Genomic DNA, 21,852 nt, shown 5'->3' on the forward strand with positions numbered 1-21,852 from the left:
TTTTCAATCCGGCACAGGTAAGCATGAACGCGCTTGAAAAACGCTCTGTTATGGCTTTGGCCTCGGTGTACGCAATGCGTATGCTTGGCCTGTTCATGGTCATGCCGGTGTTCGTGTTGCTCGGTAGCGATCTGCAGGGCGCGACGCCTGCGCTCATTGGTTTGGCAATTGGGGCCTATGGTCTCAGTCAGGCCCTGTTGCAGATTCCGTTCGGCTTGCTGTCTGACCGGGTTGGCCGCAAGCGGATGATCTATATCGGGCTGGTGCTGTTCGCCGCTGGAAGCCTGCTGGCAGCCTCCACCGACTCCATATACGTTGTGATTGCCGGACGGATTCTTCAGGGGGCAGGCGCGATTGCCAGCGTGTTGATGGCCCTGTTAAGCGACCTGACCCGCGAGGAAGAGCGCACCAAGGCAATGGCTATGGTGGGCATTTCCATTGGTCTGTCGTTCTCGGTGTCACTGGTGGTTGGACCCCTCCTGGGCTCGCTCTGGGGATTGTCCGGCATTTTCTATGCAACGGCAGCCATGGCCATGGTGGCCTTGTTCATCGTAGCCAGAGTGGTGCCAACACCCCATGCCCACAGAATCAGCGCGGATACCCATCCCGCGAGGGAGATGGTCGGGCGGGTGCTGCGGGACGGTCGCCTGCTGCGGCTGGACTTCGGTATCTTCATCCTCCATTTTGCCCTGACAGCGCTGTTTCTGGTGTTTCCCACCATGCTTCAGGATCAGTTGGGGCTGGCCAGCGTTTCCCATTGGTGGTTCTACTTGACGGTGATGGTGACATCCTTCTTCACCATGGTGCCGTTTATCATCATTGGCGAGAAAAAGCGGGTGATGAAACCGGTGCTTTGCGGTGCCATCGCCCTGCTTTCGCTGGCAACGGCCGCACTGACCGGTGTGGAGAAGAGTCTCTGGCTGGCCTGGGGCGTACTGTTCTTCTTCTTTATGGCGTTTAACCTTCTGGAAGCGAGCCTGCCCTCATTGATCAGCAAAGAAGCTCCGGCCGCCAGTAAGGGGACCGCTATGGGGGTTTACTCGACGTCGCAGTTTTTTGGTGCGTTTCTCGGCGGTGCCCTGGGCGGTTACTTGCTACAATCTGCCGGCCTGGAAGGGGTTCTCTGGTTAATGGCCGGTGGTTTGGCTGCCTGGTTTCTGGTAGCACTGACGATGCCGGCGCCGAATTACACCACGAGCTTTGTGGTTGAGTTGGAGCAGGTGCTGCCTGCCGGTTTTGATGAGATTGATGAGACATTGCGCCGCCTGCCCGGTGTGCAGGACGTGGTGATTGTGGAAGATGCGGCAACCGCTTACTTAAAAGTGGACCGTCAGCATTTTCATGAAGATCAGCTTGCGCACTTTGAATTTGTGCGGCAGGGTAAAGGTTCTTAAACAAAGGATGCGTGCATGGACCGCACGTGTTCCGGAAAATCGATCAGGAGCAGAAGATGGCACGAGGCATTAACAAGGTAATTCTCATTGGTAATCTGGGCCAGGATCCGGATACCCGCTATACCCCGAATGGCAACGCGGTTGTGAATCTCAACCTGGCTACCGATGAAAGTTACAAGGATCGCCAGACTGGCCAGATGGTACCGAGAACCGAATGGCACCGGGTTGTGCTGTTCGGCAAGGTGGCAGAAGTGGCCGGCCAGTACCTGCGTAAAGGTTCCAAGGTGTATATCGAAGGTCGCCTGCAAACCCGCAAGTGGCAGAATAAAGAAGGGCAGGACGTATACACCACCGAGATTGTGGTAGACATCAACGGCCAGATGCAGATGCTCGACAGCCGCGGTGGCGAGGGTGGCATGAACCAGGGAGCTCCCCAGGGTCGTCCGCAGCAGCAACCCCAATCTCAGTATAATGCTCCGCCCCAGCAGCAGGGTGGCCAGGCGCAGCAGCCGTCCGGGGGTTACAACCCTCAGGGTCAGCAGCAGGCCGGTGGCATGCCGGAACCGATTGATGATTTTGATGACGACATTCCGTTCTGAATGTGATCCAGCTCATCGACAATCAAAAAGCCCGTGCTCTGCGCGGGTTTTTTTGTTAACGAGTTGCAAAATCTCCGTGAAATCAGTCGGTGAAACGTAGAGTTACGTTCACTTTCTCAACTATCATGTAAGCCTGTGTTAAAAGTGCTGATAATTTAAACACCTTGTGCACGCCGGCCGGCAGCAGAGCTGTGGCCACGACCTGGGAATCCATGATCCTGAATCTTGTTACGACTCTACAAAAACTGATCCGCCGCAAGCCTTCGGGACAGCCTGTCTGTCTTGAGGTGCGCCCGGATGGCATTGCCTGGGCCAGAGCCGCTGCTTCGCCCGGGCAGTCGCTGGGCTTTGTTGAGTGTGTTTCTGCACAACGGCAGGACACGCTCAGCAAGCTGGTGGACGACCAGGGCTGGGCTGGTGTGCCTGCGGTTCTGGTCCTGCCCATTGATCAATATCAGGTGTTTCAAGTTGAGCGTCCGGAGGGTGTTGAGGACAGTGAGCTGGCCGATGCGCTCAAATGGAAGCTCAAGGACTTCCTCGATTTCAGCCCGGCCGACGCCGTGTCGGATGTGTTTGCATTTCCGGAAGACGCGTCCCGTGGGCGTGGCCCGCTGGTGAACGTTGTTGCAGCCCGCAAATCTCTGGTTCGCGAGCTGATTGGTCTGGTAGCGGATGCAGGCCTTGAGCTGGATCGAATCGATATTGCCGAGCTGGCCTTGCGAAATCTGGCGGCCCGCCTGGATCAGTCGAATAGGGGGGTGGCTCTGGTTCATCTTCGTGACCGCTATGGCCAGATGGTCATATGCCAGGGCGATACCCTGTATCTCTCCCGCCGCCTTGAGCTGTCTTATGATGATCTGCGGGACGCCTCCAGCCAGGAGAGTGCTGTGCAATCCCTGGCGCTGGAGATCCAGCGTTCCATGGACTATTTCGAGAGCCAGCTCGGCCAGGTGCCACCGTCGACCATCCAACTGGTGGCCCGGGATTCGGTATTACCGTTGAACTCCATGCTCTCATCTTACATGGCGGCCGGTATCGAGGTGCCTGAGTGGAGCCAGTTTGGCTTGTCTGACGCGCTTGATAGCCGATGCCTGCCCGCCTGGAGTGCGGCGCTTGGCCAGGGGGGGCAGGCATGATCAGGCAACAGGTGAACCTGTACACCCCGGAACTTCGCCCTACAAGGCAGCGGCTGCATGCCGGTACGGCCGGAGCTTTGGTTGGGATCGTATTGCTGATACTCGTGGCCGTCATGGCTTTTGGCCGCTGGCACAATCAGACGCTGGAGCAGCAGGTAGAGCGGCTGGAACAGCAGAACCGGAATCTGGAAACGGCGGTTGCCACCATGGCCGACCAGGTGCAGGCAAGGCAACCAGATCCTGACCTGGAAGCCTCGCTGGCGCGGATCACCGAGACAATTGCTCGCAGGCAGCGTCTGCTCGAACGGGTGGAAGGGCTGGCAACCCACAACCACGGTGGTTTTTCCGGGCGGCTTTCGGCCCTGGCGCGCCAGGTTCCTGAGGACCTGTGGCTGACAGCCGTGCGCTTGCAATCGCTTCCCTCGGCCATGCGTCTTGAGGGCAGGACTCGGGCGGCGGAACTGGTGCCCAGCTACCTCGCGCGCTTGGGTGACGAGCCGGCGTTTGTTGGTGAAACCTTTGGCGATTTCCGGTTGCAGCGGCCAGACGACGAAGCTGATCATCAGTGGGTGGAATTTCGTGTTGCAACACAACCGGGAGAGGCGTCGGGGCGATGAGTAAATTGACAGATTCCCTGGCCACCACTGCGCAGTGGTACAACGACCGCCCGATCCGTGAGCGGGTTTTGATCGTCGTGACTGCCTGTGTGCTCATGTTCGTCCTGGGCTGGGAGTTGTTGGTTACCCCAGTGGAAACCCGGCAGCAGCAACTCAATAACCGAGTGCAGGCACTAACGGCTACGCAGAACAGCTTGCTTAGCCAACAGGAAACCCTCAACAGCCAGTTGGCCGGTGACCCTTCGGAGGCATTGCGCCAGCGACTGGCTTCCCGGCAAAGCCGCCTGGAGCGGCTGGACCAGGAGATTACCGAAACCACCGGGCAGCTGATTGCACCGAGGGACATGGTCACGCTGTTGCGGGACATGCTCTCAGCTCAACGGGGCTTGCAGTTGGAATCCATGACATTGCGCACGCCAACACCGGTTTATGACGGTGCCCAGCCAGAGGCGGGTAATCGGCAAGCTGCAGAGCCCTTGCTCTATGCCCACGACGTGGAGCTGACCATCCGGGGTGGTTATCTCGATGTGCTGGCGTATCTACAGCGGCTCGAAACCATGGATGAGCGCCTGGGGTGGATACAGCTGGACTATCAGGCCGGTGCCTGGCCCAAGGGTGAAGCGACCATCCGTGTGCGCACCCTGAGCCTTGATGCCGCCTGGCTGGGAGTTTGAGATGGCACATCCTTTGTTCAGATATTTGATGATGACGTTGGTGTCACTTGGGTCGCTCCAGGCCTATGCCTTGCAAGACCCGACCCGACCTCCCGGTGCTGACTCGCAGCCGGTGGTGGCATCGCCGGCCCGGGAAATTCGGCTGGGCTCGATCCTCCTGGGCAAGGAGCGGCGGATTGCCGTCATTGAGGGTGTAGCCCTGAAAGAGGGCGACAGCCATGACAACATACGTGTGCGCCGTATCTTCAAAGATCGGGTAGAAGTAACAGATCGCGGCCAACCCAGAACCCTGTATCCGGACCCGCTCCCGCAGGTGCGGAGAACACCATGACAGACAGTCGGACCATGATGACAACACTCAGACCTCTCGCAGCTGCCATGCTCTCACTAACGCTGGTTGCCTGCGCCAATAACCCGTTGATGCGGACGTCTGCCGCCACATCAACAGACGTTGCCGATCAGATTGACCAGGCGCTGGCCGAAGCCGAGCGGCAAACCCCTGCCTCGGGCTCCGCATCCGGTGATCCTGCTCCTGTATCAGCCGCGGAAATCAGCAGTCAGTTGCTACCGCCCCTGTCCAGTGCGCAGGAGCAGGACGAGCGTTTTGATGTGAATGCCCGCGGCGTTCCAGCCTCCAGCTTCTTTGAAGCGCTGGTGGAGGGCACCCGCTATAACGTGGTGGTCCATCCGGGCGTTACGACACCGGTTGATCTGCGCCTGAGCGATGTCACCGTCCCGGAAGTCATGGAGATTGCTGCGGATTTATACGGTCTGGATATCCAGCGTAATGGCCGGCTGTTTCGGGTGGCGGAAGACCGGATACAGACAAGACTTTTCCCCATTGACTACCTGCATTTCAAACGCCGCGGTGGCTCAGAAACCCGTGTCAGTTCGGGCCAGGTCAGCAGCGCCCGGGGCAGTGGCAACGGTGCTTCCAACTCAAACTCCAATTCCAATACCGGTAATGAAACCCGAAACCTGGTGGGCACCACCATCTCGACCGATACCGAGTCTGACTTCTGGCGGGATATTCGCCAGACGGTGGCTATGATCGTGGGTAATGATGGCCAGGTAGTGGTTAACGCTGGCGCGGGCCTGGTGATGGTCCGGGCGGGCTCTGACGATTTGCGGATGGTGGAGGATTACCTGCGCCGGACTGAACTGATCATGCAGCGTCAGGTTGTTCTGGAAGCCAAGATATTGGAAGTCGCGCTGAATGAGGGGTATCAGCAAGGTATCAATTGGGCTGACCTGCAAACCAATTCTGCCGGTAATAACGTGCTGGCACAGGAGTTGACTGGGCAGGCTATTCGCGCGGGTGATATCGGTGGGTTATTTTCGGCCACCATTACCGAAGGCAATTTTGCCGCGGTGATCCAGCTGTTGGGTCAGCAGGGCAATGTGCAGATTCTGTCGAGCCCGCGCATCTCCACCATCAACAACCAGAAAGCCGTCATCAAGGTAGGTACCGACGAGTTCTTCGTCACCGATATTGATTTCAATGATAACAACTCGGCGGTGACCGCCACCGACAGAACCTCCACTTCGGTTGAGTTGACGCCGTTCTTCTCCGGCATTTCCCTGGACGTTACCCCGCAGATTTCCGACAGCGGCGCGATAACACTGCATGTGCATCCATCAGTCAGCGAAGTGAATGACCAGGAAAAGGTCATCACCATTGGCGAGCGGGATGTCACCCTGCCGTTGGCTCGCAGCACGGTGCGTGAAACCGACAGCGTGATTCGGGCAGAGAGTGGTCAGATTGTGGTGATTGGTGGTTTGATTCAGGACACCAGTGAAGACACTACTTCTGCCGTACCCTTCTTCAGCGATATTCCGCTGGTGGGGGAATTGTTCAAGCAGCGCCGCTTCGAATCCCGCAAGAGCGAACTTGTCATCCTGATACGGCCCATGGTGGCCAATGCTGGCCAAATGCAGGCGGATGTGCAGGCCAGCCGGGAGCGGATGAACGTGCTCAGAGATCTGCTGAACTCGGCAGAGTCGGTTAAACCCCAGGCGGAGACGGCCCCCCGCTGATGTACGAAAGCCATTTTGGACTGCAGGAAGCACCGTTCGCATTGACGCCAAACACCCGATATTTCCTCCGGGCGCCCAGTCATGCCGATGCGTTGGAGCTGTTATTGGTGGCGTTGCAGCAACGGGAAGGCTTTATCAAGGTGACTGGCGAGGTGGGCACCGGAAAGACCCTGCTCTGCCGCTTGCTGCTCAACGAACTGGATAAGACCGCCTGCACGGCTTACATACCCAATCCGAACCTGCCGCCGGAGACCCTCTATGAGGCGGTTGCCGAGGAACTGGGTGTCGACGTGGCCGGGTGTAGTAACGGCCACCAGATTCTCAAGGCGCTGAACCAGCGATTGATTGCCCTGGCCATGGAACAAAGCCCGGCGGTACTGGTGATTGATGAAGCCCAGGCCATGCCCGAAGAAACCATTGAGGCTCTGCGGTTGCTGACCAACCTGGAAACCGAAAGCACCCGGTTGTTGCAGATTGTGCTGTTTGGCCAGCCGGAGCTGGACACCATCCTGGCAAAGGACAGCCTGCGCCAGTTGCGCCAGAGAATCACCTTTCAGACCCGATTGCAGCCTCTAGGGCAGGAGTCTGTTGGCCAGTACCTGCGGCATCGCCTGGCCCGGGCCGGCTATAACGGAGCGGATATTTTTGCCCCGGCAGCATTAAAGGTCATCTGGCGTTCATCCGGCGGTATCCCCCGGCTGGTCAATGTCCTGGCTCATAAGTCCATGCTGGCGGCCTGGGGGCGGGGAGACCGGCAGGTGGCCAGAAAGCACGCTCTGCAAGCCGTGAAAGACACAGAAAGCGCCCGCCCCGTTAGCTGGTTCCGGAGGTGGGGATGAGCTTGTTGAATGATGCCCTGAGGGCCGCAGAGGAACGGCAGAATCCGCCCCGTGTGGCCGGCACTTACACTGGCCAGCCTGTGGCCCGGGATTCGGCGGCGTCCGGGACGCCGATTGCCATTGTTTTGATGGTGGCACTGGCGTTGATGGGTGGCGTAGGTGCCTGGTGGATGCTGTCAGGTAGTTCTGAAGAGCAGTCCGTTGTCGCCGATAGCGCCAGGGTTTCGGCAGCCCCGGAATCACAAGAGATCACGGAGACAGCCGCCCTGCCAGAGGTCATCGTCGAACCGATCCCTGTTGAGCCTGCTTCTGAAACCGAGGTGTCGACCCCTGATAGTGCATCCACGGCGGAGGTCGTGTTGGTAACCGAGCCCACGCCGAAGCGCTCCGAGCCGGCCAATGCGGAGCCCGCGGCGGACCAGGACGAGCCCGAGGTTATTCAGGTGGCGCAAGCGCAGCCACAAACCCCTGAGCGGGAGGTGAACACTGGGGATCGTGCGCCGGAATCACCGGTAAAGCAGCAACGGGAAACGCCGGAAGCGGTGGACCTGCGCACCAGTCGTGAACTGGCCAGCTTGCTGGCAACCGGTCGCAATGGTGAGGCAGAGCGTGCACTGACGGAACTGACCACCCGTCAAACGGCTCCCCGAAGCCGGGAGATCTTTGCCCGGGAGATGCTGGTTCTGGATAGGCCAGGGCGTGCCCTGGAATGGCTGCCAGACTCTGTGACCAACGAACATGCCAACCTGAGATTGCTGAAAGCCCGCGCCCAATTGGCACTGGGCGATTTGAACCTGGCGATCGCTACCTTGCAGGCCCGGGTGCCCCCGGTAGCTGAACAGGTGGAGTATCGCATTACCCTGGCCACTTTGTTGCAACAGGCCGGCGCAGCCGATGAATCGGCTGGCCACTGGTCTGAATTGATCGCCCACGACGACAGCCAGGGCACCTGGTGGCTGGGGCTGGCCATTGCGCTGGAAACCGGTGGGCGCAATCGAAGTGCGCTGCAGGCCTATACCCAGGCTGCGGCCATGCCCGGAATGTCTGCTTCACTGGCGGACTACGCGCGGCAACGCATATCAGTTTTGCAGGCGGAATCATGAGTACGGAACCGAAAAAGAAAATCCGCATAGGCGACCTGCTGGTTCAGAATAATGTCATCACTGAACAGCAGTTGATGACCGCCCTGCGGGAGCAGAAAAGTACCGGTCGCAAGCTTGGCCGAACGCTCATCGAGCTGGGCTATGTCGACGAAGACAACCTGCTCAACATCCTCTCGCGCCAGTTGGACGTGCCCTTTGTTCAGCTGCGCCATTACCAGTTCAATAACGAACTGGTTAAGAAGCTGCCAGAAGCCATGGCGCGCCGGTTCCGGGCCATTGTGCTGGCGGAACAGGGCGGAGAGTTGCTGGTGGGCATGGCCGACCCGCTGGATATCTTCGCCTACGACGAATTGGTGCGGGTGCTCAAGCAGCCCATCAAACAGGCGGTGGTGCGGGAGAGCGAACTGCTCAACACCCTGGATCTGGTCTACCGCCGCACCGATGAAATCGCCTCCCTGGCGGAAGAGCTGGAAGACGAACTGGGTGATGACGCTTTCGACCTGGCTGACCTGTCCGCCGAATCCGAAAGCGCCGACGCCCCGGTGGTCAAACTGCTGCAGACCCTGTTCGAAGATGCCGTACAGGCCAGATGCTCGGATATCCATATCGAGCCCGACGAGACCGTCGTGCGCATTCGCCAGCGGGTGGATGGTGTACTGCAAGAACAGGTGATGAAAGAAAAGCGCGTAAATGCAGCGCTTGTTCTGCGCCTGAAGCTGATGGCCGGGCTCAACATTTCCGAGAAGCGCCTGCCCCAGGATGGCCGCTTTAACGTGCGGGTGAAAGGCCGCAGCATTGATGTGCGGGTATCCACCATGCCGGTTCAGTACGGCGAATCGGTGGTAATGCGTTTGCTGGATCAGAGCCAGGGCACTTTGGATCTGGAAAGCACCGGCATGCCGTCACACCTGCTGGACCGTTTCCGCAAACTGATCAAAAAGCCCCATGGCATGATTCTGGTCACCGGCCCCACTGGTAGTGGTAAAACCACCACCCTCTACGGTGCCCTGACCGAGCTGAACAAGGCGGAAGTGAAGATCATCACCGCCGAAGACCCGGTGGAATACCGGCTGCCGCGCATCACCCAGGTACAGGTAAACCCGAAAATCGGGCTGGAGTTCGCCACGGTGTTGCGCTCCGCCCTGCGGCAAGACCCGGACATCATCCTGGTGGGTGAGATGCGGGACCACGAAACCGTGGAAATCGGCCTGCGCGCCGCCATGACCGGCCACCTGGTGCTGTCGACCCTGCATACCAACGATTCCATCAGCAGTGCCATGCGTTTGATCGACATGGGCGCTGAGCCGTTCCTGGTGGCCAGTTCCCTACTGGGCGTGGTGGCCCAGCGCCTGGTGCGCCGAGTGTGCGATAACTGTAAGGAAACCTACCAGCCTTCTGAGCAGGAACTGGTGTGGCTGCAGTCCTTCGACCTGGACCCACTGGATATCGAGGCCGGCTTCGTGCACGGCCGTGGCTGCTACCAATGCAGTAATACCGGTTACAAGGGCCGGGTGGGCGTGTACGAAATGCTGGAAATGAACGAAGACATGCTGGATGCCCTGCGCAGAAAGGACGTGTCCGACTTTACCCGGGCTGCCCGCAAGAGCCCATTGTTCCGACCGCTTGGCCAGTGCGCCATGGACTATGCCCTGCAGGGCGTGACCTCTTTACAGGAGGTTGCACGGGTGGCGGCCACTACAGAAGGTGCATTGCTGGAAGGTGACGATCTGGCAGCCGACGGCGCCATAGGGGTAGATGACTGATGCAGTTCAGCTACCGGGGTAAAGACAACCGTGGTGTTGTCCAGCAAGGTTCACTGACCGCCGCCAATGTGGATGCGGCGGCCAGTGAACTGATGCGCCGCGGTATTACCCCGCTGGCCATTCAGGAACAGGTGCAAACGCAATCCGGCATGGACCGGGTAAACAACCTGGCCATCTTCCGCAAAAAAGTAACGCTGGATGAACTGATTGTGTTCTGCCGGCAAATGCACGCGCTCACCAAAGCGGGCATCCCGCTGATCCGCACCATGCGCGGGTTGGCGGAAACCTCCCGTTCACCGGTGCTGGCGGAGGTACTGGAAGATATCACCAATCGCCTCGAAGGCGGTAACACCATGGCCACGGCCATGCAGGCGCACCCGAAAGTATTCTCCGACCTGTTCATCGCCATGATCCACGTGGGCGAAAATACGGGCATGCTGGATGACGCGTTCAAGCGCCTGTCGGAAATCCTGGAACTGGAACGGGACACCAAACGCCGGGTAAAACAGGCCCTGCGTTACCCCACCTTTGTGGTGGTGGCCCTGCTGGCGGCCCTGATGGTGGTGAACTTTCTCGTCATTCCCCGGTTTGCATCGGTGTTCAGCCGCATGGGGGCCGACTTGCCCTTCCTGACCCAGGTCTTGGTGGGCACGTCTAACTTCCTGCTCAATTACTGGTATGTGATGCTGTTTGGTTTCGCCGCTGCCGGTGTGCTCGTGCGCCAGTGGAAGCAGACAGAACAGGGGCGGGAAATCTGGGACCGCTACAAACTGAAGCTCCCGATTATCGGCCCCCTGCTGGAGCTGATTACCCTCAGCCGGTTTGCCCGGAACTTCGCCACCATGTTGAAAGCTGGTATGCCGGTGACCCACGCCTTGACCGTGGTCGCCGATGCCACCGACAACGCCTGGATAGCGCACCACATCAAGGATATGCGCCTGGGCATCGAGCGCGGCGAAAGCCTGCTGCGCACCGCCCGCGCCAGCGAAATGTTCACCCCGCTGATTTTGCAGATGATTGCCGTGGGCGAGGAAACCGGCTCGGTGGATGACATGCTCAACAACGTGGCGGATTTCTACGACGAAGACGTGGACTACGGCCTGAAACGGCTGGCGGAATCCATAGAGCCGATCCTGATTGTGGCCATGGGCATCCTGGTACTGATATTGGCGCTGGGCGTGTTCCTGCCCATATGGGACCTGGGAGCCGCCGCCATGGGGCGCGGCTAGTGCGCCAACCGGTCTGGTCTTCCGCCAGTGGGCTGGCCAACGCCCGGCGCATGCGGCTGTTTGTTGCCCTGCTGGTGCTGTTCACCCTCTGGTGGGTGTTGCTGGGCAAACTGGAAGGCGAGCTGCAGCGGGCGGAACAACAGAGCGTTAACATGATTTTGAGCCAGTTGCGGGCGGCATTGGTGGTGAAAGGGGCCGAAACCATGCTGAGCCGGCAGGGCAGTCTGGAAGAACTGGAAGGGCGTAACCCCTTTGACTGGCTGGACCACCAATGGCCCATGTACTCGGGCGAATGTAGCGAAGGGGAGCTGAAGCAAGGTGGCTGGTGCTTTCGCCCCGGGCAACAAAAAGAAACAGGCGAAGATGGCAAGGGTTGGTTAATTTATAACCCAAAGCAGCCGATAACCATTGAAGGGCAGCTCGCAGAACCCGGCCACCCCTTCGCCTGGACAGTGACAACCGAATTTGCAAACCGCAGCCGGAACAACCTGCGGGTGCAAGCACAGCGGCCAACCGGCCTGAAACTGGCACCGGTGCCGTTGACAGAAACCACAGTGAGCGGGCAGGACGCCAGCCGCTGACGGGATAACACGACAGATCACAGGCAAGAGGCGACGAATGATGCAGTACAACAGCAGGCAAAAACAGAAGGGGTTCACCCTGATCGAGCTGGTGGTGGTGATTGCCATCCTGGCGATACTGGCGGCCTTCGCGCTGCCGAGGTTTGCGCAGCTTTCGGAGCAGGCGCATCAGTCCAGCATTCGTGCCACTGCTGGGGCATTGGCTGCCGGTGTGGCGCTGACTAAAACGCAGTGGGTTTCCAATGGATTCACCACAGCACAAATTGATGTCCAGGGCTTCGGCAATGGCAATGTCGATGTCAGCGACGATGGTTGGCCAACGTCAGTAGCTTCGGACGATACCAGTCCTGTGATGACACCAGCGAAATGCCAAGAGGTTTGGCTGGGTGTGCTTCAGTCGAATGCACCAACAGTGAGTGGAGCGAACCCTGAATACGTAACCACGGTCAGCGGTGGCGACTGTATCTTTACGTACCAGTTGGATGGGCAAAATAGCACCATTGGTTACGATGCCGACACCGGTGAAATAACAACAACGATTAATTAATCAATTGAATTTCAAAACGACTTAACGAAGAGCGAAGAGGTAGCACTATGAATGCGATGACAGCAATTGCTTCACGGAAAGACAAAGGTTTCACCCTGATCGAACTGGTTATGGTGATTGTGATTTTGGGTATTCTGGCGGCGTTTGCTTTGCCGCGGTTTGCGGATTTGGGTGGGGATGCCCGGGTCAGCACTGTCCAGGGGGCAGCAGGCGCAATTCGTTCAGCTAACTCTATCGTCCGTTCTGCCTGTCTTGCTCGCCAAGCGTGTGATCCAGCTGCAGCCACGGGTACTGTCCAGCTTGATGGCGTTAGTGTTGATACCGTGTTCGGATACCCCGCAGCGACCCAGGCGGGTATTTTAGATGCTGCCCAGATTAACGCCGATGACTATACGGTGGTCGCAGGGAATCCAATTATCGTTCGCGCAAATGGTGCGGCGACTCCCGCTAACTGTCAGGTTTCCTTTACCGCAGCAGCAGATGCTGATACTGCGCCGGTCATTACGGTAGATGTCACTGACTGTTAATCGAGCGGGGGAATGGTTATTGAGGGCAAGCCGTTGTCCTCAGCTTTCATATCAAAAGGTGGTTAACTAACCCGACTTCAATCGGAGTTATGGAGGGGGTATGAGGACCGTGAGTGCTGCTTGGGCCTCGGGATTCACCCTGGTTGAATTACTGATGGTCATTATCCTTATCGGCGTACTTTCCGCCTTGGGAGTCGGCCTGTTCGCCAGAAACACCGCGTTCTCGCCATTGCTAGCCACCCAACAACTAGCCTCCGCCACGCTGCTTGCCCAACAAGCAGCGCTGGCGGGCAATCCCTCCAATTCTGTAACCATCCGCCAAACCTCGAATGCTTTTGAATTCGAGGCGGCGGATTCCCTGTTTTCCATCCGCCGTGAGGGCGCCAGTATGGCGTATCAGGAAGCCGGTCAATCCGGGCTGGCGGCCATCCCCGGCGGCGGACTCACCATTAACTTTGATCCCATGGGGCGCCTGGCTGGCCCTTTCAGGGAGAAAAGTCTCCAATTCCAGATCTCAGGCGACAGTGACTTTACCCTGTGTCTGAGCTCCCTTGGCGCCGTGTATCAGGGGCCTTGTTCATGAGGTCTTGCCGGCGCCCCGGTGTTCGCCAGCAGGGCGCGACCCTGGTGGAGCTGGTGATGACCATTGTCATTATCAGTATTGCCATCGCTGGCGTTGTTGGTGCCTTTGCCTTGATCACCGGCCGAAGCGCTGATCCCTTGAACCAGACCCGTGCGGTGGCATTGTCGCAACTCTACATGGACGAAATCCTCGCAAAATCCTTCGCCCACGGTTCTCCCGTGGGCGGTGGAGCGGTGGATGTCGGCGACGCAGATTGCAACAACCTTGGGCCGGATGGCGAAACACGGCGCACCTTCAACGACGTGGACGATTATCACACCCTGAATAACGCGCCGCCCGAGAACAGCGAGGAAGAAACGCTTCCGGGCTACAACAATTTTCAGGTGTCTATTTCGGTGGCCTGTGCCGGCACCGAAGTGGGCCTGAGCAATCACGAAGCCAAACGCATCGACATCACCATTACCGACCCCTCCGGGAACACCTACCTGTTCAGCGCCTACCGGGGGAATTTCTGATGCGCCGGCAACAGGGGTTCACCCTCGTCGAGCTGGTGATGGTCATCGTGCTGTTGGGCATAGTCGCCACCATTTCGGTGCAGTTTGTTGCCCTGTCCACGCGTGGTGCGCTGGACGTTAGCGAACGGCAACAGCGTGCGCTGCAAGGCGTGGTGATCAGTGAGCAAATCACCCGGGAGGTGCGCGAAGCGTTTCCCCTGTCCGTTCGCGAGAACGGCCAATGCTTGGAGTGGCTGCCGGTCATTGCCGGCACCGGCTATGAATCCCTGACAACAGGCCCAAGCTTTGATGAAGTGAGCATAGTACCCTTCGGCCGCGCAGTCCCCGCCGGTGCCCGGCTGGTGGTGTACGGCTACGGCTCGGCCCAGTCCGATCTCTACGGCACCTCCAATCCTGGGCCGGTTTCACCGGCCATTAATGCGGTCGGCGATAGTGATACAACCATTGAACTGTCCGCCAGTCATCGTTTTCGCGAGCGCTCACCGGAAAAACGCGTTTACGCCATCGCTAGCCCGGTCAGTGTCTGTCAGGTTGGGCAATGGCTTTATCGATTCAGCGGGTACTCTCCAGGTTCTACTCAGCCTTCTGCTGCTGCCCTGAACGGAGCCGGTGGAACTCGGGAGGTTATGAGTGCCAACCTGGTCGGCGGTTCGTTCAATCTAAAAGTAACGCTACCCTCGTTGCAGCGGGCTGCGGTTGTGAATTTTGAATTTGAGTTGGCAAACCTGAATGGTGACGAGACCACTCGAATGAGCCAGGAGGTGCAAATTCGCAATGTACCCTGAACTGTCTTTTAAACAACAAACCGGCGCTGGCTTGCCGGTAGCCGTTTTCGTGATCACTGTGTTGGCCCTGTTGGTAATAGGCATGGCCCAGCTTCAGGAGAGCTCGGCCAACAGTGTCAGTTTTCAGGTTCAATCACAGCGGGCTTTTCTGGCCGCGGAAAGTGGTGCGCAGCTTGGCGTTGGCAGGGCGCTCCAACCGATTAGTGGCCCCCAGTGTTTCTCTGGTACTTTCTCCTTCACAGTAGGCGGATTGAAAGAGTGCAGCGCGATAGTGAGTTGCTTTACGAACGCGCCTGGTCAGGGGGTTGTCATTCGCAGCGAAGGCCGGTGCGGTATTTCGACACCCAGTGAAGGGAAAAGAACGGTTGAGGTCAGGCTACTTTGAGCTTCGGATCACGTAAGAAAGAGAGTTCAGTGATGCGCGGAATGATGCTGTTGTTGAGTCTTGCTCTTTTTGCAGCTCACGGGTTGGCTCAGGAAGTGGTCGAGATCAATGAGCCAGGCCCAGACCAGTTCACGGTTCCAGATAATGTTAGGAATATCACTGTTGAGGTCTGGGGCGGCGGCGGCGGGGGCGGTTCTGTGTCACGTGGTTTCTTCGGAGGTGCAGTTGAAGCGGGTGGCGGTGGCGGTGGGGCTTACGCCGCCCGGTCATTCCAGGTGACGGCTGGCCAGACTTTTGATCTCAGTATTGGTGCCGGCGGTGGGGGCAATAATGCTGGTGCCAGCACTTGGTTTGACAGTCCGTCAGTATTGCTCGCTCAGGGTGGTGCCGGAGTGAGCCAAAATAACTCCACGGGGGGAGCCGGTGGAAGCGCGGCTGGCAGTGTTGGCGATGTGACATTCAGTGGTGGGCGTGGCGCGAATGCATCCGCAAGTGGCGGTGGTGGCGGAGGTTCTGCAGGGTCTGGATCTCCAGGGAATAACGGCTCGGGAAGCAGCGGCGGAGCTGCGGTTACCGGAGGCGGTGCTGGTGGAAATGGTGGTTCAAACTCTTCAGGCGCACAGGGAGCTTCGCCCGGCGGAGGTGGCGGTGGCGCTGACTGTGGTTTTGTTTCTTTTTGTTTCAATGCCAGTGGCGGCTCTGGCGCGCCAGGTAAGATTCGTATCAGTTATGTTGTGGAAGAGCCAGACCAGTGTTTTGCCGATGACTTCACCGATTCGGCGCTAAATCCCGGCGACTGGGTAACGGCAGTATCTGCGGGAAGTTTCACCCCGAGTATCGTAGGCGGCCGACTTCGCATGACTGAAGCTGTCAGCAACCAGTCAACGGCGGCTACGTTGCAGCGGCAGATTCCTGGTGCCGAAAACCTTGTAGTGTTGGAGTTTGACTACTATGCGTACGGAGGTTCTGGCGCGGATGGTATTGCGGTGGTGCTCTCTGATGCATCCATCACGCCACAACCCGGAAGTTTTGGGGGATCGCTTGGCTATGCCCAACGCAATAACGGCGATGCTGGTTTTGCGGGGGGGTGGCTCGGTATCGGTATCGATGAGTTTGGAAACTTTTCGTCCCCAACCGAGGGACGGCAAGGTGGTCCCGGGCGGATTGTCGATTCGGTTTCGATTCGTGGCTCGGGCTCTGGCGCTTCAGGGTATCGATACCTGGCGGGTACAGGGACGCTGAGTCCCGGTATCGATGCCACTGGTCCGAATAGTTCTCACCGCTACCGTATAACGGTTGATTCAAGGGTTTCTGGCCAGGCAATCGTATCTGTCGAGCGTGATACCGGCAGCGGCTTCAACGAATTAATCGCGCCTTTTAATGTGCTGAGTTCGAACGGTCAGGCAGCAGTACCCGAAAATTTCCTGTTATCGCTGACTGGTTCCACTGGTGGCTCAACGAACATCCACGAGCTGGATGAGCTGCAGTTGTGCGCGTTGAAGCTGAACCCCGTTGGGGCGCAAGTTGATCATTTTGAAATTGATCACGACGGTATTGCTCTGACTTGTCAGCCGGAGACGGTGACTATCCGAGCTTGCGCCGATGCCAATTGCAACGAGCTATTCACTGACCCGGTAGCTGCAACACTAGCCCCGGAGAACGGTTGGCTCGGCGGTAACGTCGTGAACATCACGGGCGGTGTTGGGACTGCAACCCTGCAAAATACTGTGCCAGATACAGTCACCCTTGGCGTGGTCGGATCCCAGCCTTCTACTAGGCCCCAGTCACAAACGCTTTGCCGAATCGGGAACGGCCCCCTTGCGCCAGGCAACTGTACCCTGAACTTTGTGGATTCAGGATTGGCCTTCGAAGTACCGGATCTTGTGTCTCATCGGCCCTCGGGCCCGATTCAGCTGCGTGCGGTGCGTCGTGATGATCAGACTCAAGCCTGTGTGCCCGCCTTCGAAAACGTAAACAAAACAATCCAGTTCTGGTCAACCTACGTTTCGCCTGGCGACACGGATAGACCTGTCAGCAGATTGGTTGAGGTTGATGGGGTTGCGATTGGGAACAACTCTACTTCATCGACTGGCGTGGAGCTTAGCTTTGGTGCGGGCGGTATAGCCGAAATCGATATTGCCTACCCGGACGCAGGGCAGATGCAGCTCAACGCACTGTATCGGGGCAGCGAGGCAACCGAAGATGCCGGCCTGCTGATGCCCGGCGCGGACAGCTTTGTCAGCGTGCCCGCCGGTTTTTGTGTTTTCGCGGCATCGTCCTGTTCCCAGGGTGATGAGACCTGCCCGCTGTTCCGCAGGGCAGGGGAATCCTTTGACCTGACCATTACCGCAGCAGGTTGGCAGAGTGACACAGATGTGGATTTCTGTGCTGGTAATCCGGTCACGCCAAACTTCGAACTGCCGGGTATTCCTTTACAGGTGGAGCTGGTGGCCCCTGCCGGTGGCGAGACCGGTGAGGTTTCTCCTGGTAGTTACGATCATGCTCGAGCCGTTGATGCGCAAACCACGGTAGCTGTAAATCAGCCCGAAGTGGGGGTATTCCGCTTTCTCACAAGCCCGGCGCCCGGGGCTTATCTGGGGCGGGATCTGCCGCAGGGCCGGAGTGCTCCGGTCGGGCGCTTCTATCCTGACCGCTTCCGGGTCACGGTGGACCCAGGCGCCTTTGAAGCGGAGTGCGGGACAGGGCAGTTCACTTACACGGGACAACCGTTCGGTTGGTTGATGGCGCCCACCGCGCTGCTTGAGCCGTTGTCTGTACAGGGCGGGCGAACCCGAAACTACACGTTCGACGGCTTCAGGCGCCTATCGGTGGCCGGCGTCTCAACACTTGTTCCCATTGAGGACCTTGCTGCAACCGATGCCAATGGCGACCCAATGGCGTTTTCTGTCACTCAGGAGGCGGCCGCACTCAGCGTACAGGAACCCGGACTTATATTGTTCTCGTTCAACCCGAACGATCAGTTCGAGTATCCGAAGAGCCCGGTCACGCGTATAGAGCCATTCTTGCCGCAGTTAGAATTTACCGTCACATCGGTTCAGGATACCGACGGTGTTCAGGCCGAGGCGGCCCCCTATGACTTCGAACCGGAGGCCTCTTTTGAGATCCGCTACGGTCGGCTGATCATGGAGAACGTTTACGGCCCGGAAACGGTGGAGGCCTTGTTTATGCCGTTCAGGGTAGAGTCTTTTGAGGGCGGGCGGTTTGTTACCCATGATGCGGACAGTTGCACCACGTGGACAACGACCGATATTGATTCGGCCGAAACTCACCATGCGCTGCTGGCGGATTCCGGGGTTTTCGACCAGGGCACAGCCGGGCCATTGCGCCTGGAACCGCTTGGTACCCAGGGCACCGATCTGCTGACCTGGGATGTTCCGGAGTGGCTGGAAGATGATTGGAACAACGATGGGGTGTTAGCAGACCCCTCCGCCACCGCCACCTTCGGCGTCTACCGAGGCAACGACCGCATCATCTACTGGCGGGAAGTACCCGCTAACTGAGCCACCGGCGTTATCAATAAATGCGTATGCTGCCGGTCATTCCTGCCTCCTGATGACCGGCTACCGGGCAGGTCAGGTCGTTGAACTCTCCGGTTTGTACCGGCACAAACCACCAATCCGCCTTGTGGCCTGGAAATACCTCAATTTCATGGATGTGCCCTTTGATTTCGGCTGTGCGCTGGCCGTCGGGTGCGTAGGTTTGTGCCTTGCGGGTATATACCGAACGTGCCATACCATTGGAGGAAAAATAGTGTGGCTGGGGGCTGTTGTTGATCAGCACCAGCCGGTAGAGCTTACCAGTCTCAAATTCGAGGTGTGATGGGCTGAATCGCATCTCACCCTCGGTCGTGCCCAGTTCGACTTCCACTACGATGGGCGTTTGTCTGGTCAGGTCGCCTTCACTGTGAGCCTGAAAGGGCAGTGTGATGCCAGCCACCAGTAGCGTTATCCAGAATTTCATCGCGTTGTTCTCCTCATCCACTCGTTTCGACAGTATCAGCGGACAAGTCGGGATACCTAGCGTCTTTCCGTAGTACAACCAAAGTTGGGGAAGTGGCGACCAAAGGGCGGTTCAGGCGGTCCTGGCATTGTGTCAGGCTCAGGCTGAATCAGTGCCATTTGCGCGGGATTGGGTGACGTGATGTCTGAGTGGTTGAGTCCGTTGGTGGAAATGGGTGTGTTGACGCCCGGGTTGGTGGAATTGCTGGGTATTGGCGGGCCGGTGGTGGCGATCTTGTTGGTATTCTCCATGGTTGCCGTCACGTTGATTATTGGCAAATCCCTGCAGTTGTTTTTGGCCACCTGGCAATCCAAAACCAAAGTTTCGGACAGTCTGTCTTTGTGGCGGGACGGCCAAGTGCGTGACGCCCACAGTCTCTTGATGACGTGCCAGCAGCCGGTTCCGGCATTGGTGGCCAGTGCCATGGCCTCGGTGATGCGCCATGGTGACGCGCCGTTGGTTCGGGAGGAGCTGGCCCGCCAGGCGTCCCGGCACTTGGCGTCGCTCAAGTGCTATCTGAAGCCGCTGGAAGTCATTGCCACATTAAGCCCATTGCTGGGCCTTCTGGGTACGGTAATGGGAATGATTCTGGCGTTCCAGCAGATGGAAGCGGCCGGTAACCAGGTGGACCCGTCGGTGCTGTCGGGAGGGATCTGGCAGGCGCTGCTGACCACGGCGGCGGGCCTGATTGTGGCCATTCCCGTGGTCATGTTGCACAGCTACCTTGAGCGTAAAACGGACCGCCTGGTGGATGAGATGGAAGATGCGCTGACCGCGGTGTTTACCGGACCCTTGGTTGGCAATACTTCCGGCGCGGTGAATGTGTCTGAGCCGGCGGCTAATCCTCTTAACGCCAGTGATGAGCGGCGGGGCCATGCAGCTTGATCGCCCTGCGGCACCCTCCCGAAAGCTGATTGGTCTGACACCACTGATTGATGTGGTGTTCATTCTACTGCTGTTTTTCATGCTGACCTCCTCGTTTATCCAGTGGCAAAGTCTCGACTTGATGGTGTCGACGGGCGAGGGCTCGGAGGTCTCCGGTGAGCCACCATTGATGCTGGGGATGGCACCGGATGGCCGACCAATCCTGCCGGATGAGCCGCTCGTGTTTCTGGATGACAGGCAGCTGAGTGACATGCTCGCAGGAGGCGACCGATCCGTGATCCTCACACCCAATCCAGCGAGTTCAATACAACAGGTGGTCTGGTTGCTCGATAAGGTAGGGGGGTTGGGAGCCGCCAGCGTCTCGGTGAACACTGGGGCGGCATTATGAAAATCAAACGTGGCAGCGCTCCGGCGGCGAGTAATGACGATCATCTGATACCGCTGATCAACGTGGTCTTTCTGATGCTGATCTTCTTCATGCTGGCCGGTCAGATTCGGGCGTCTGGTGGTTTGCCGTTTGTTCCGCCAGCCATGGACTCCGGCGGACCGGAGGTGTCAGCGCAGGTCGAGATTCTGATGACGGAAGGTGGTGAGGTTTTTCTCAATGGCACCCCGGTCCAGCACGACGAGCTCTCGCGGGTATTGGCGGATGGCTGGGGTGTGGATGGAGCGGCGCGCTCCCAATCCCCGGTGCTGGTCAGGATTGATCAAGCGTTAACGGCAGAGCAATGGCAGCCGGTGTTGGCCTGGGTGTCGGAAGCAGGGTTTGAATCGGTGCACCTGTCCACGCGGCGGAGCCCGTGATGGGGTTGAAACGTCGGTATCTGTTTGCGGGTGCGCTCTGTGCACTGGCGTTTCATGCCGGAGCCTTTCTGATCGTGCAGGGTGTATTGGCGCACCAGCCGGTGCTGGATGTGGCCGCGGATGAAGGGACCGATGGTGTTTTCGTGACGCTGGCGAGTGCTGACATGTCGCCTGCTGAAAATCCTTCTGACACTGATCCGGAGCCGGTACGGGCCACCCCGAAAGAGGAGCCCCAGCAGAAGCCTGATTCCTTGCATGCCCCCATGCCCGCGCCCTCGCCAGAAACAAAGCCAGAACCCCTGCCAGAACCAGAGCCCAAGCCACAACCAACGCCAGAGCCAGAGCCAGAGCCGGAGCCTGTCGAGCCAGTATCGACAACGTCAGAACCCGATAGGGACGTAGAGGAGCAGGAGGTGCCCGAAATCAGTGGCGCCGACCCGGCACCCACCGCAGAGCCTAACTTGGCCCCCGCCGAAGATGCCTCGGCAACCCCCGCGACACAGGCAGATACCGGTGGTGTGGTGAACGATGAAGCCCGTTATCTGCAAGCGTTACTGGGCCACCTGAACCGCTATAAACGTTACCCCGATTCTGCCCGCCGCATGCGTCGGGAAGGTGTGGTCGAGGTGACCTTTACGGTTAACCGGCAAGGCCAGGTGGCAGACGCCCGGGTGGTAAAGAGTGCGGGCTTTCGCCCCCTGGATGACGAGGTGCGGGATATGTTGTCCAGGGCGGTACCGTTACCCGGAGTGCCTGCGGATTATGGCCGGCCCGAGTTGACGGTGACCTTGCCCGTCGCCTTCTCCCTGCGGTAACGCCCGGCTTTAAC

General features: G+C 58.6%; 23 protein-coding genes. 22 read left to right on the forward strand and 1 reads right to left on the reverse strand.

The annotated features are described in order from the left end of the window. Nucleotides 1-23 precede the first annotated feature (23 nt). The 18 genes from QUE75_RS03715 (at nt 24) to QUE75_RS03800 (ending at nt 18,835) form a co-directional block, all read left to right on the forward strand. Entirely contained in the window at nt 24-1,394 is a 1,371-nt protein-coding gene (locus tag QUE75_RS03715; RefSeq protein ID WP_286253711.1) for an MFS transporter, read from the forward strand. Between the two features lie 56 nt (nt 1,395-1,450). Continuing rightward, the gene (gene ssb / locus QUE75_RS03720) at nt 1,451-1,993 is read left to right on the forward strand and encodes a single-stranded DNA-binding protein (protein ID WP_061333574.1); all 543 of its coding nucleotides are present in this window, start codon (nt 1,451-1,453) and stop codon (nt 1,991-1,993) included. Nucleotides 1,994-2,184: 191 nt separating this feature from the next. Then, nucleotides 2,185-3,129, forward strand: coding sequence for a type IV pilus biogenesis protein PilM (locus QUE75_RS03725; RefSeq protein WP_286253712.1), 945 nt, complete (start codon nt 2,185-2,187; stop codon nt 3,127-3,129). Then, complete coding sequence (locus tag QUE75_RS03730; protein ID WP_227510293.1) at nt 3,126-3,746, forward strand: PilN domain-containing protein; 621 nt, start codon at nt 3,126-3,128, stop codon at nt 3,744-3,746. The genes QUE75_RS03725 and QUE75_RS03730 overlap by 4 nt, the downstream gene beginning before the upstream one ends. Next, nucleotides 3,743-4,420, forward strand: a complete 678-nt coding sequence (gene gspM / locus QUE75_RS03735) for a type II secretion system protein GspM (RefSeq protein ID WP_286253716.1) — start codon at nt 3,743-3,745, stop codon at nt 4,418-4,420. Before QUE75_RS03730 ends, gspM begins: the two co-directional genes overlap by 4 nt. Before the next feature lies 1 nt (nt 4,421). Next, nucleotides 4,422-4,751 (forward strand): hypothetical protein, encoded by a 330-nt coding sequence (locus tag QUE75_RS03740; protein ID WP_061333576.1) that lies wholly within the window; start codon nt 4,422-4,424, stop codon nt 4,749-4,751. Continuing rightward, entirely contained in the window at nt 4,748-6,457 is a 1,710-nt protein-coding gene (gene mshL, locus QUE75_RS03745; RefSeq protein ID WP_286253719.1) for a pilus (MSHA type) biogenesis protein MshL, read from the forward strand. Before QUE75_RS03740 ends, mshL begins: the two co-directional genes overlap by 4 nt. Continuing rightward, on the forward strand, nt 6,457-7,296 hold the full coding sequence (locus QUE75_RS03750) for an ExeA family protein (protein ID WP_061333578.1): 840 nt from the start codon (nt 6,457-6,459) through the stop codon (nt 7,294-7,296). The genes mshL and QUE75_RS03750 overlap by 1 nt, the downstream gene beginning before the upstream one ends. After that, complete coding sequence (locus QUE75_RS03755) at nt 7,293-8,399, forward strand: MSHA biogenesis protein MshN (RefSeq protein ID WP_286253722.1); 1,107 nt, start codon at nt 7,293-7,295, stop codon at nt 8,397-8,399. The genes QUE75_RS03750 and QUE75_RS03755 overlap by 4 nt, the downstream gene beginning before the upstream one ends. Continuing rightward, nucleotides 8,396-10,162: a GspE/PulE family protein gene (locus QUE75_RS03760; RefSeq protein ID WP_286253724.1), complete on the forward strand. Its 1,767-nt coding sequence runs from the start codon at nt 8,396-8,398 to the stop codon at nt 10,160-10,162. The genes QUE75_RS03755 and QUE75_RS03760 overlap by 4 nt, the downstream gene beginning before the upstream one ends. Next, nucleotides 10,162-11,391: a type II secretion system F family protein gene (locus QUE75_RS03765; RefSeq protein WP_058090017.1), complete on the forward strand. Its 1,230-nt coding sequence runs from the start codon at nt 10,162-10,164 to the stop codon at nt 11,389-11,391. The genes QUE75_RS03760 and QUE75_RS03765 overlap by 1 nt, the downstream gene beginning before the upstream one ends. After that, nucleotides 11,391-11,972 (forward strand): hypothetical protein, encoded by a 582-nt coding sequence (locus QUE75_RS03770; protein WP_286253727.1) that lies wholly within the window; start codon nt 11,391-11,393, stop codon nt 11,970-11,972. Before QUE75_RS03765 ends, QUE75_RS03770 begins: the two co-directional genes overlap by 1 nt. A 37-nt stretch (nt 11,973-12,009) precedes the next feature. Beyond that, nucleotides 12,010-12,519 carry a prepilin-type N-terminal cleavage/methylation domain-containing protein gene (locus QUE75_RS03775; protein WP_058090018.1) on the forward strand — a complete coding sequence of 170 codons (510 nt, stop codon included), beginning with the start codon at nt 12,010-12,012 and terminating at the stop codon, nt 12,517-12,519. Nucleotides 12,520-12,566: 47 nt separating this feature from the next. Next, nucleotides 12,567-13,046, forward strand: coding sequence for a type II secretion system protein (locus tag QUE75_RS03780; protein ID WP_286253731.1), 480 nt, complete (start codon nt 12,567-12,569; stop codon nt 13,044-13,046). A gap of 100 nt (nt 13,047-13,146) precedes the next feature. Further along, on the forward strand, nt 13,147-13,629 hold the full coding sequence (locus tag QUE75_RS03785; RefSeq protein WP_396631686.1) for a type II secretion system protein: 483 nt from the start codon (nt 13,147-13,149) through the stop codon (nt 13,627-13,629). Beyond that, nucleotides 13,626-14,144 (forward strand): type IV pilus modification PilV family protein, encoded by a 519-nt coding sequence (locus tag QUE75_RS03790; RefSeq protein ID WP_286253734.1) that lies wholly within the window; start codon nt 13,626-13,628, stop codon nt 14,142-14,144. Before QUE75_RS03785 ends, QUE75_RS03790 begins: the two co-directional genes overlap by 4 nt. Beyond that, the gene (locus QUE75_RS03795; RefSeq protein ID WP_286253736.1) at nt 14,144-14,929 is read left to right on the forward strand and encodes a PulJ/GspJ family protein; all 786 of its coding nucleotides are present in this window, start codon (nt 14,144-14,146) and stop codon (nt 14,927-14,929) included. Before QUE75_RS03790 ends, QUE75_RS03795 begins: the two co-directional genes overlap by 1 nt. Nucleotides 14,930-15,346: 417 nt before the next feature. Then, nucleotides 15,347-18,835, forward strand: coding sequence for a DUF6701 domain-containing protein (locus QUE75_RS03800; protein ID WP_286253738.1), 3,489 nt, complete (start codon nt 15,347-15,349; stop codon nt 18,833-18,835). Between the two features lie 13 nt (nt 18,836-18,848). Here the strand turns inward: QUE75_RS03800 and QUE75_RS03805 are convergent, their stop codons facing one another. Then, a complete protein-coding gene (locus QUE75_RS03805; RefSeq protein ID WP_286253740.1) occupies nt 18,849-19,295 on the reverse strand; it encodes a cupredoxin domain-containing protein in 447 nt (148 codons plus the stop codon). 180 nt (nt 19,296-19,475) lie between these two features. On the opposite strand from QUE75_RS03805, the gene QUE75_RS03810 reads away from it, so the two are divergent. Genes QUE75_RS03810 through QUE75_RS03825 form a run of 4 tightly spaced genes read left to right on the forward strand, consistent with a single transcriptional unit; the run spans nt 19,476 to nt 21,838 of the window. Beyond that, nucleotides 19,476-20,219, forward strand: a complete 744-nt coding sequence (locus QUE75_RS03810; protein WP_286253742.1) for a MotA/TolQ/ExbB proton channel family protein — start codon at nt 19,476-19,478, stop codon at nt 20,217-20,219. Then, a complete protein-coding gene (locus tag QUE75_RS03815; RefSeq protein ID WP_286253743.1) occupies nt 20,209-20,607 on the forward strand; it encodes an ExbD/TolR family protein in 399 nt (132 codons plus the stop codon). The genes QUE75_RS03810 and QUE75_RS03815 overlap by 11 nt, the downstream gene beginning before the upstream one ends. After that, the gene (locus tag QUE75_RS03820; RefSeq protein WP_286253745.1) at nt 20,604-21,023 is read left to right on the forward strand and encodes an ExbD/TolR family protein; all 420 of its coding nucleotides are present in this window, start codon (nt 20,604-20,606) and stop codon (nt 21,021-21,023) included. The genes QUE75_RS03815 and QUE75_RS03820 overlap by 4 nt, the downstream gene beginning before the upstream one ends. Next, complete coding sequence (locus QUE75_RS03825; RefSeq protein WP_286253746.1) at nt 21,023-21,838, forward strand: energy transducer TonB; 816 nt, start codon at nt 21,023-21,025, stop codon at nt 21,836-21,838. Before QUE75_RS03820 ends, QUE75_RS03825 begins: the two co-directional genes overlap by 1 nt. Nucleotides 21,839-21,852 lie beyond the last annotated feature (14 nt).

Source organism: Marinobacter shengliensis, from assembly GCF_030297115.1.
Lineage (GTDB): Bacteria > Pseudomonadota > Gammaproteobacteria > Pseudomonadales > Oleiphilaceae > Marinobacter > Marinobacter shengliensis.

Bases quoted from the DNA above. Each gene is read 5' to 3' on its own strand.
- QUE75_RS03750 (WP_061333578.1), top strand. From the start codon at position 6,457: ATGTACGAAAGCCATTTTGGACTGCAGGAAGCACCGTTCGCATTGACG.
- QUE75_RS03715 (WP_286253711.1), top strand. From the start codon at position 24: ATGAACGCGCTTGAAAAACGCTCTGTTATGGCTTTGGCCTCGGTGTAC.
- QUE75_RS03730 (WP_227510293.1), top strand. From the start codon at position 3,126: ATGATCAGGCAACAGGTGAACCTGTACACCCCGGAACTTCGCCCTACA.
- gspM (WP_286253716.1), top strand. From the start codon at position 3,743: ATGAGTAAATTGACAGATTCCCTGGCCACCACTGCGCAGTGGTACAAC.
- QUE75_RS03785 (WP_396631686.1), top strand. From the start codon at position 13,147: ATGAGGACCGTGAGTGCTGCTTGGGCCTCGGGATTCACCCTGGTTGAA.
- QUE75_RS03755 (WP_286253722.1), top strand. From the start codon at position 7,293: ATGAGCTTGTTGAATGATGCCCTGAGGGCCGCAGAGGAACGGCAGAAT.
- QUE75_RS03765 (WP_058090017.1), top strand. From the start codon at position 10,162: ATGCAGTTCAGCTACCGGGGTAAAGACAACCGTGGTGTTGTCCAGCAA.
- QUE75_RS03800 (WP_286253738.1), top strand. From the start codon at position 15,347: ATGCGCGGAATGATGCTGTTGTTGAGTCTTGCTCTTTTTGCAGCTCAC.
- QUE75_RS03780 (WP_286253731.1), top strand. From the start codon at position 12,567: ATGAATGCGATGACAGCAATTGCTTCACGGAAAGACAAAGGTTTCACC.
- QUE75_RS03820 (WP_286253745.1), top strand. From the start codon at position 20,604: ATGAAAATCAAACGTGGCAGCGCTCCGGCGGCGAGTAATGACGATCAT.
- QUE75_RS03775 (WP_058090018.1), top strand. From the start codon at position 12,010: ATGATGCAGTACAACAGCAGGCAAAAACAGAAGGGGTTCACCCTGATC.
- QUE75_RS03805 (WP_286253740.1), bottom strand. From the start codon at position 19,295: ATGAAATTCTGGATAACGCTACTGGTGGCTGGCATCACACTGCCCTTT.
- QUE75_RS03760 (WP_286253724.1), top strand. From the start codon at position 8,396: ATGAGTACGGAACCGAAAAAGAAAATCCGCATAGGCGACCTGCTGGTT.
- QUE75_RS03795 (WP_286253736.1), top strand. From the start codon at position 14,144: ATGCGCCGGCAACAGGGGTTCACCCTCGTCGAGCTGGTGATGGTCATC.
- ssb (WP_061333574.1), top strand. From the start codon at position 1,451: ATGGCACGAGGCATTAACAAGGTAATTCTCATTGGTAATCTGGGCCAG.
- QUE75_RS03825 (WP_286253746.1), top strand. From the start codon at position 21,023: ATGGGGTTGAAACGTCGGTATCTGTTTGCGGGTGCGCTCTGTGCACTG.
- QUE75_RS03790 (WP_286253734.1), top strand. From the start codon at position 13,626: ATGAGGTCTTGCCGGCGCCCCGGTGTTCGCCAGCAGGGCGCGACCCTG.
- QUE75_RS03815 (WP_286253743.1), top strand. From the start codon at position 20,209: ATGCAGCTTGATCGCCCTGCGGCACCCTCCCGAAAGCTGATTGGTCTG.
- QUE75_RS03810 (WP_286253742.1), top strand. From the start codon at position 19,476: ATGTCTGAGTGGTTGAGTCCGTTGGTGGAAATGGGTGTGTTGACGCCC.
- mshL (WP_286253719.1), top strand. From the start codon at position 4,748: ATGACAGACAGTCGGACCATGATGACAACACTCAGACCTCTCGCAGCT.
- QUE75_RS03740 (WP_061333576.1), top strand. From the start codon at position 4,422: ATGGCACATCCTTTGTTCAGATATTTGATGATGACGTTGGTGTCACTT.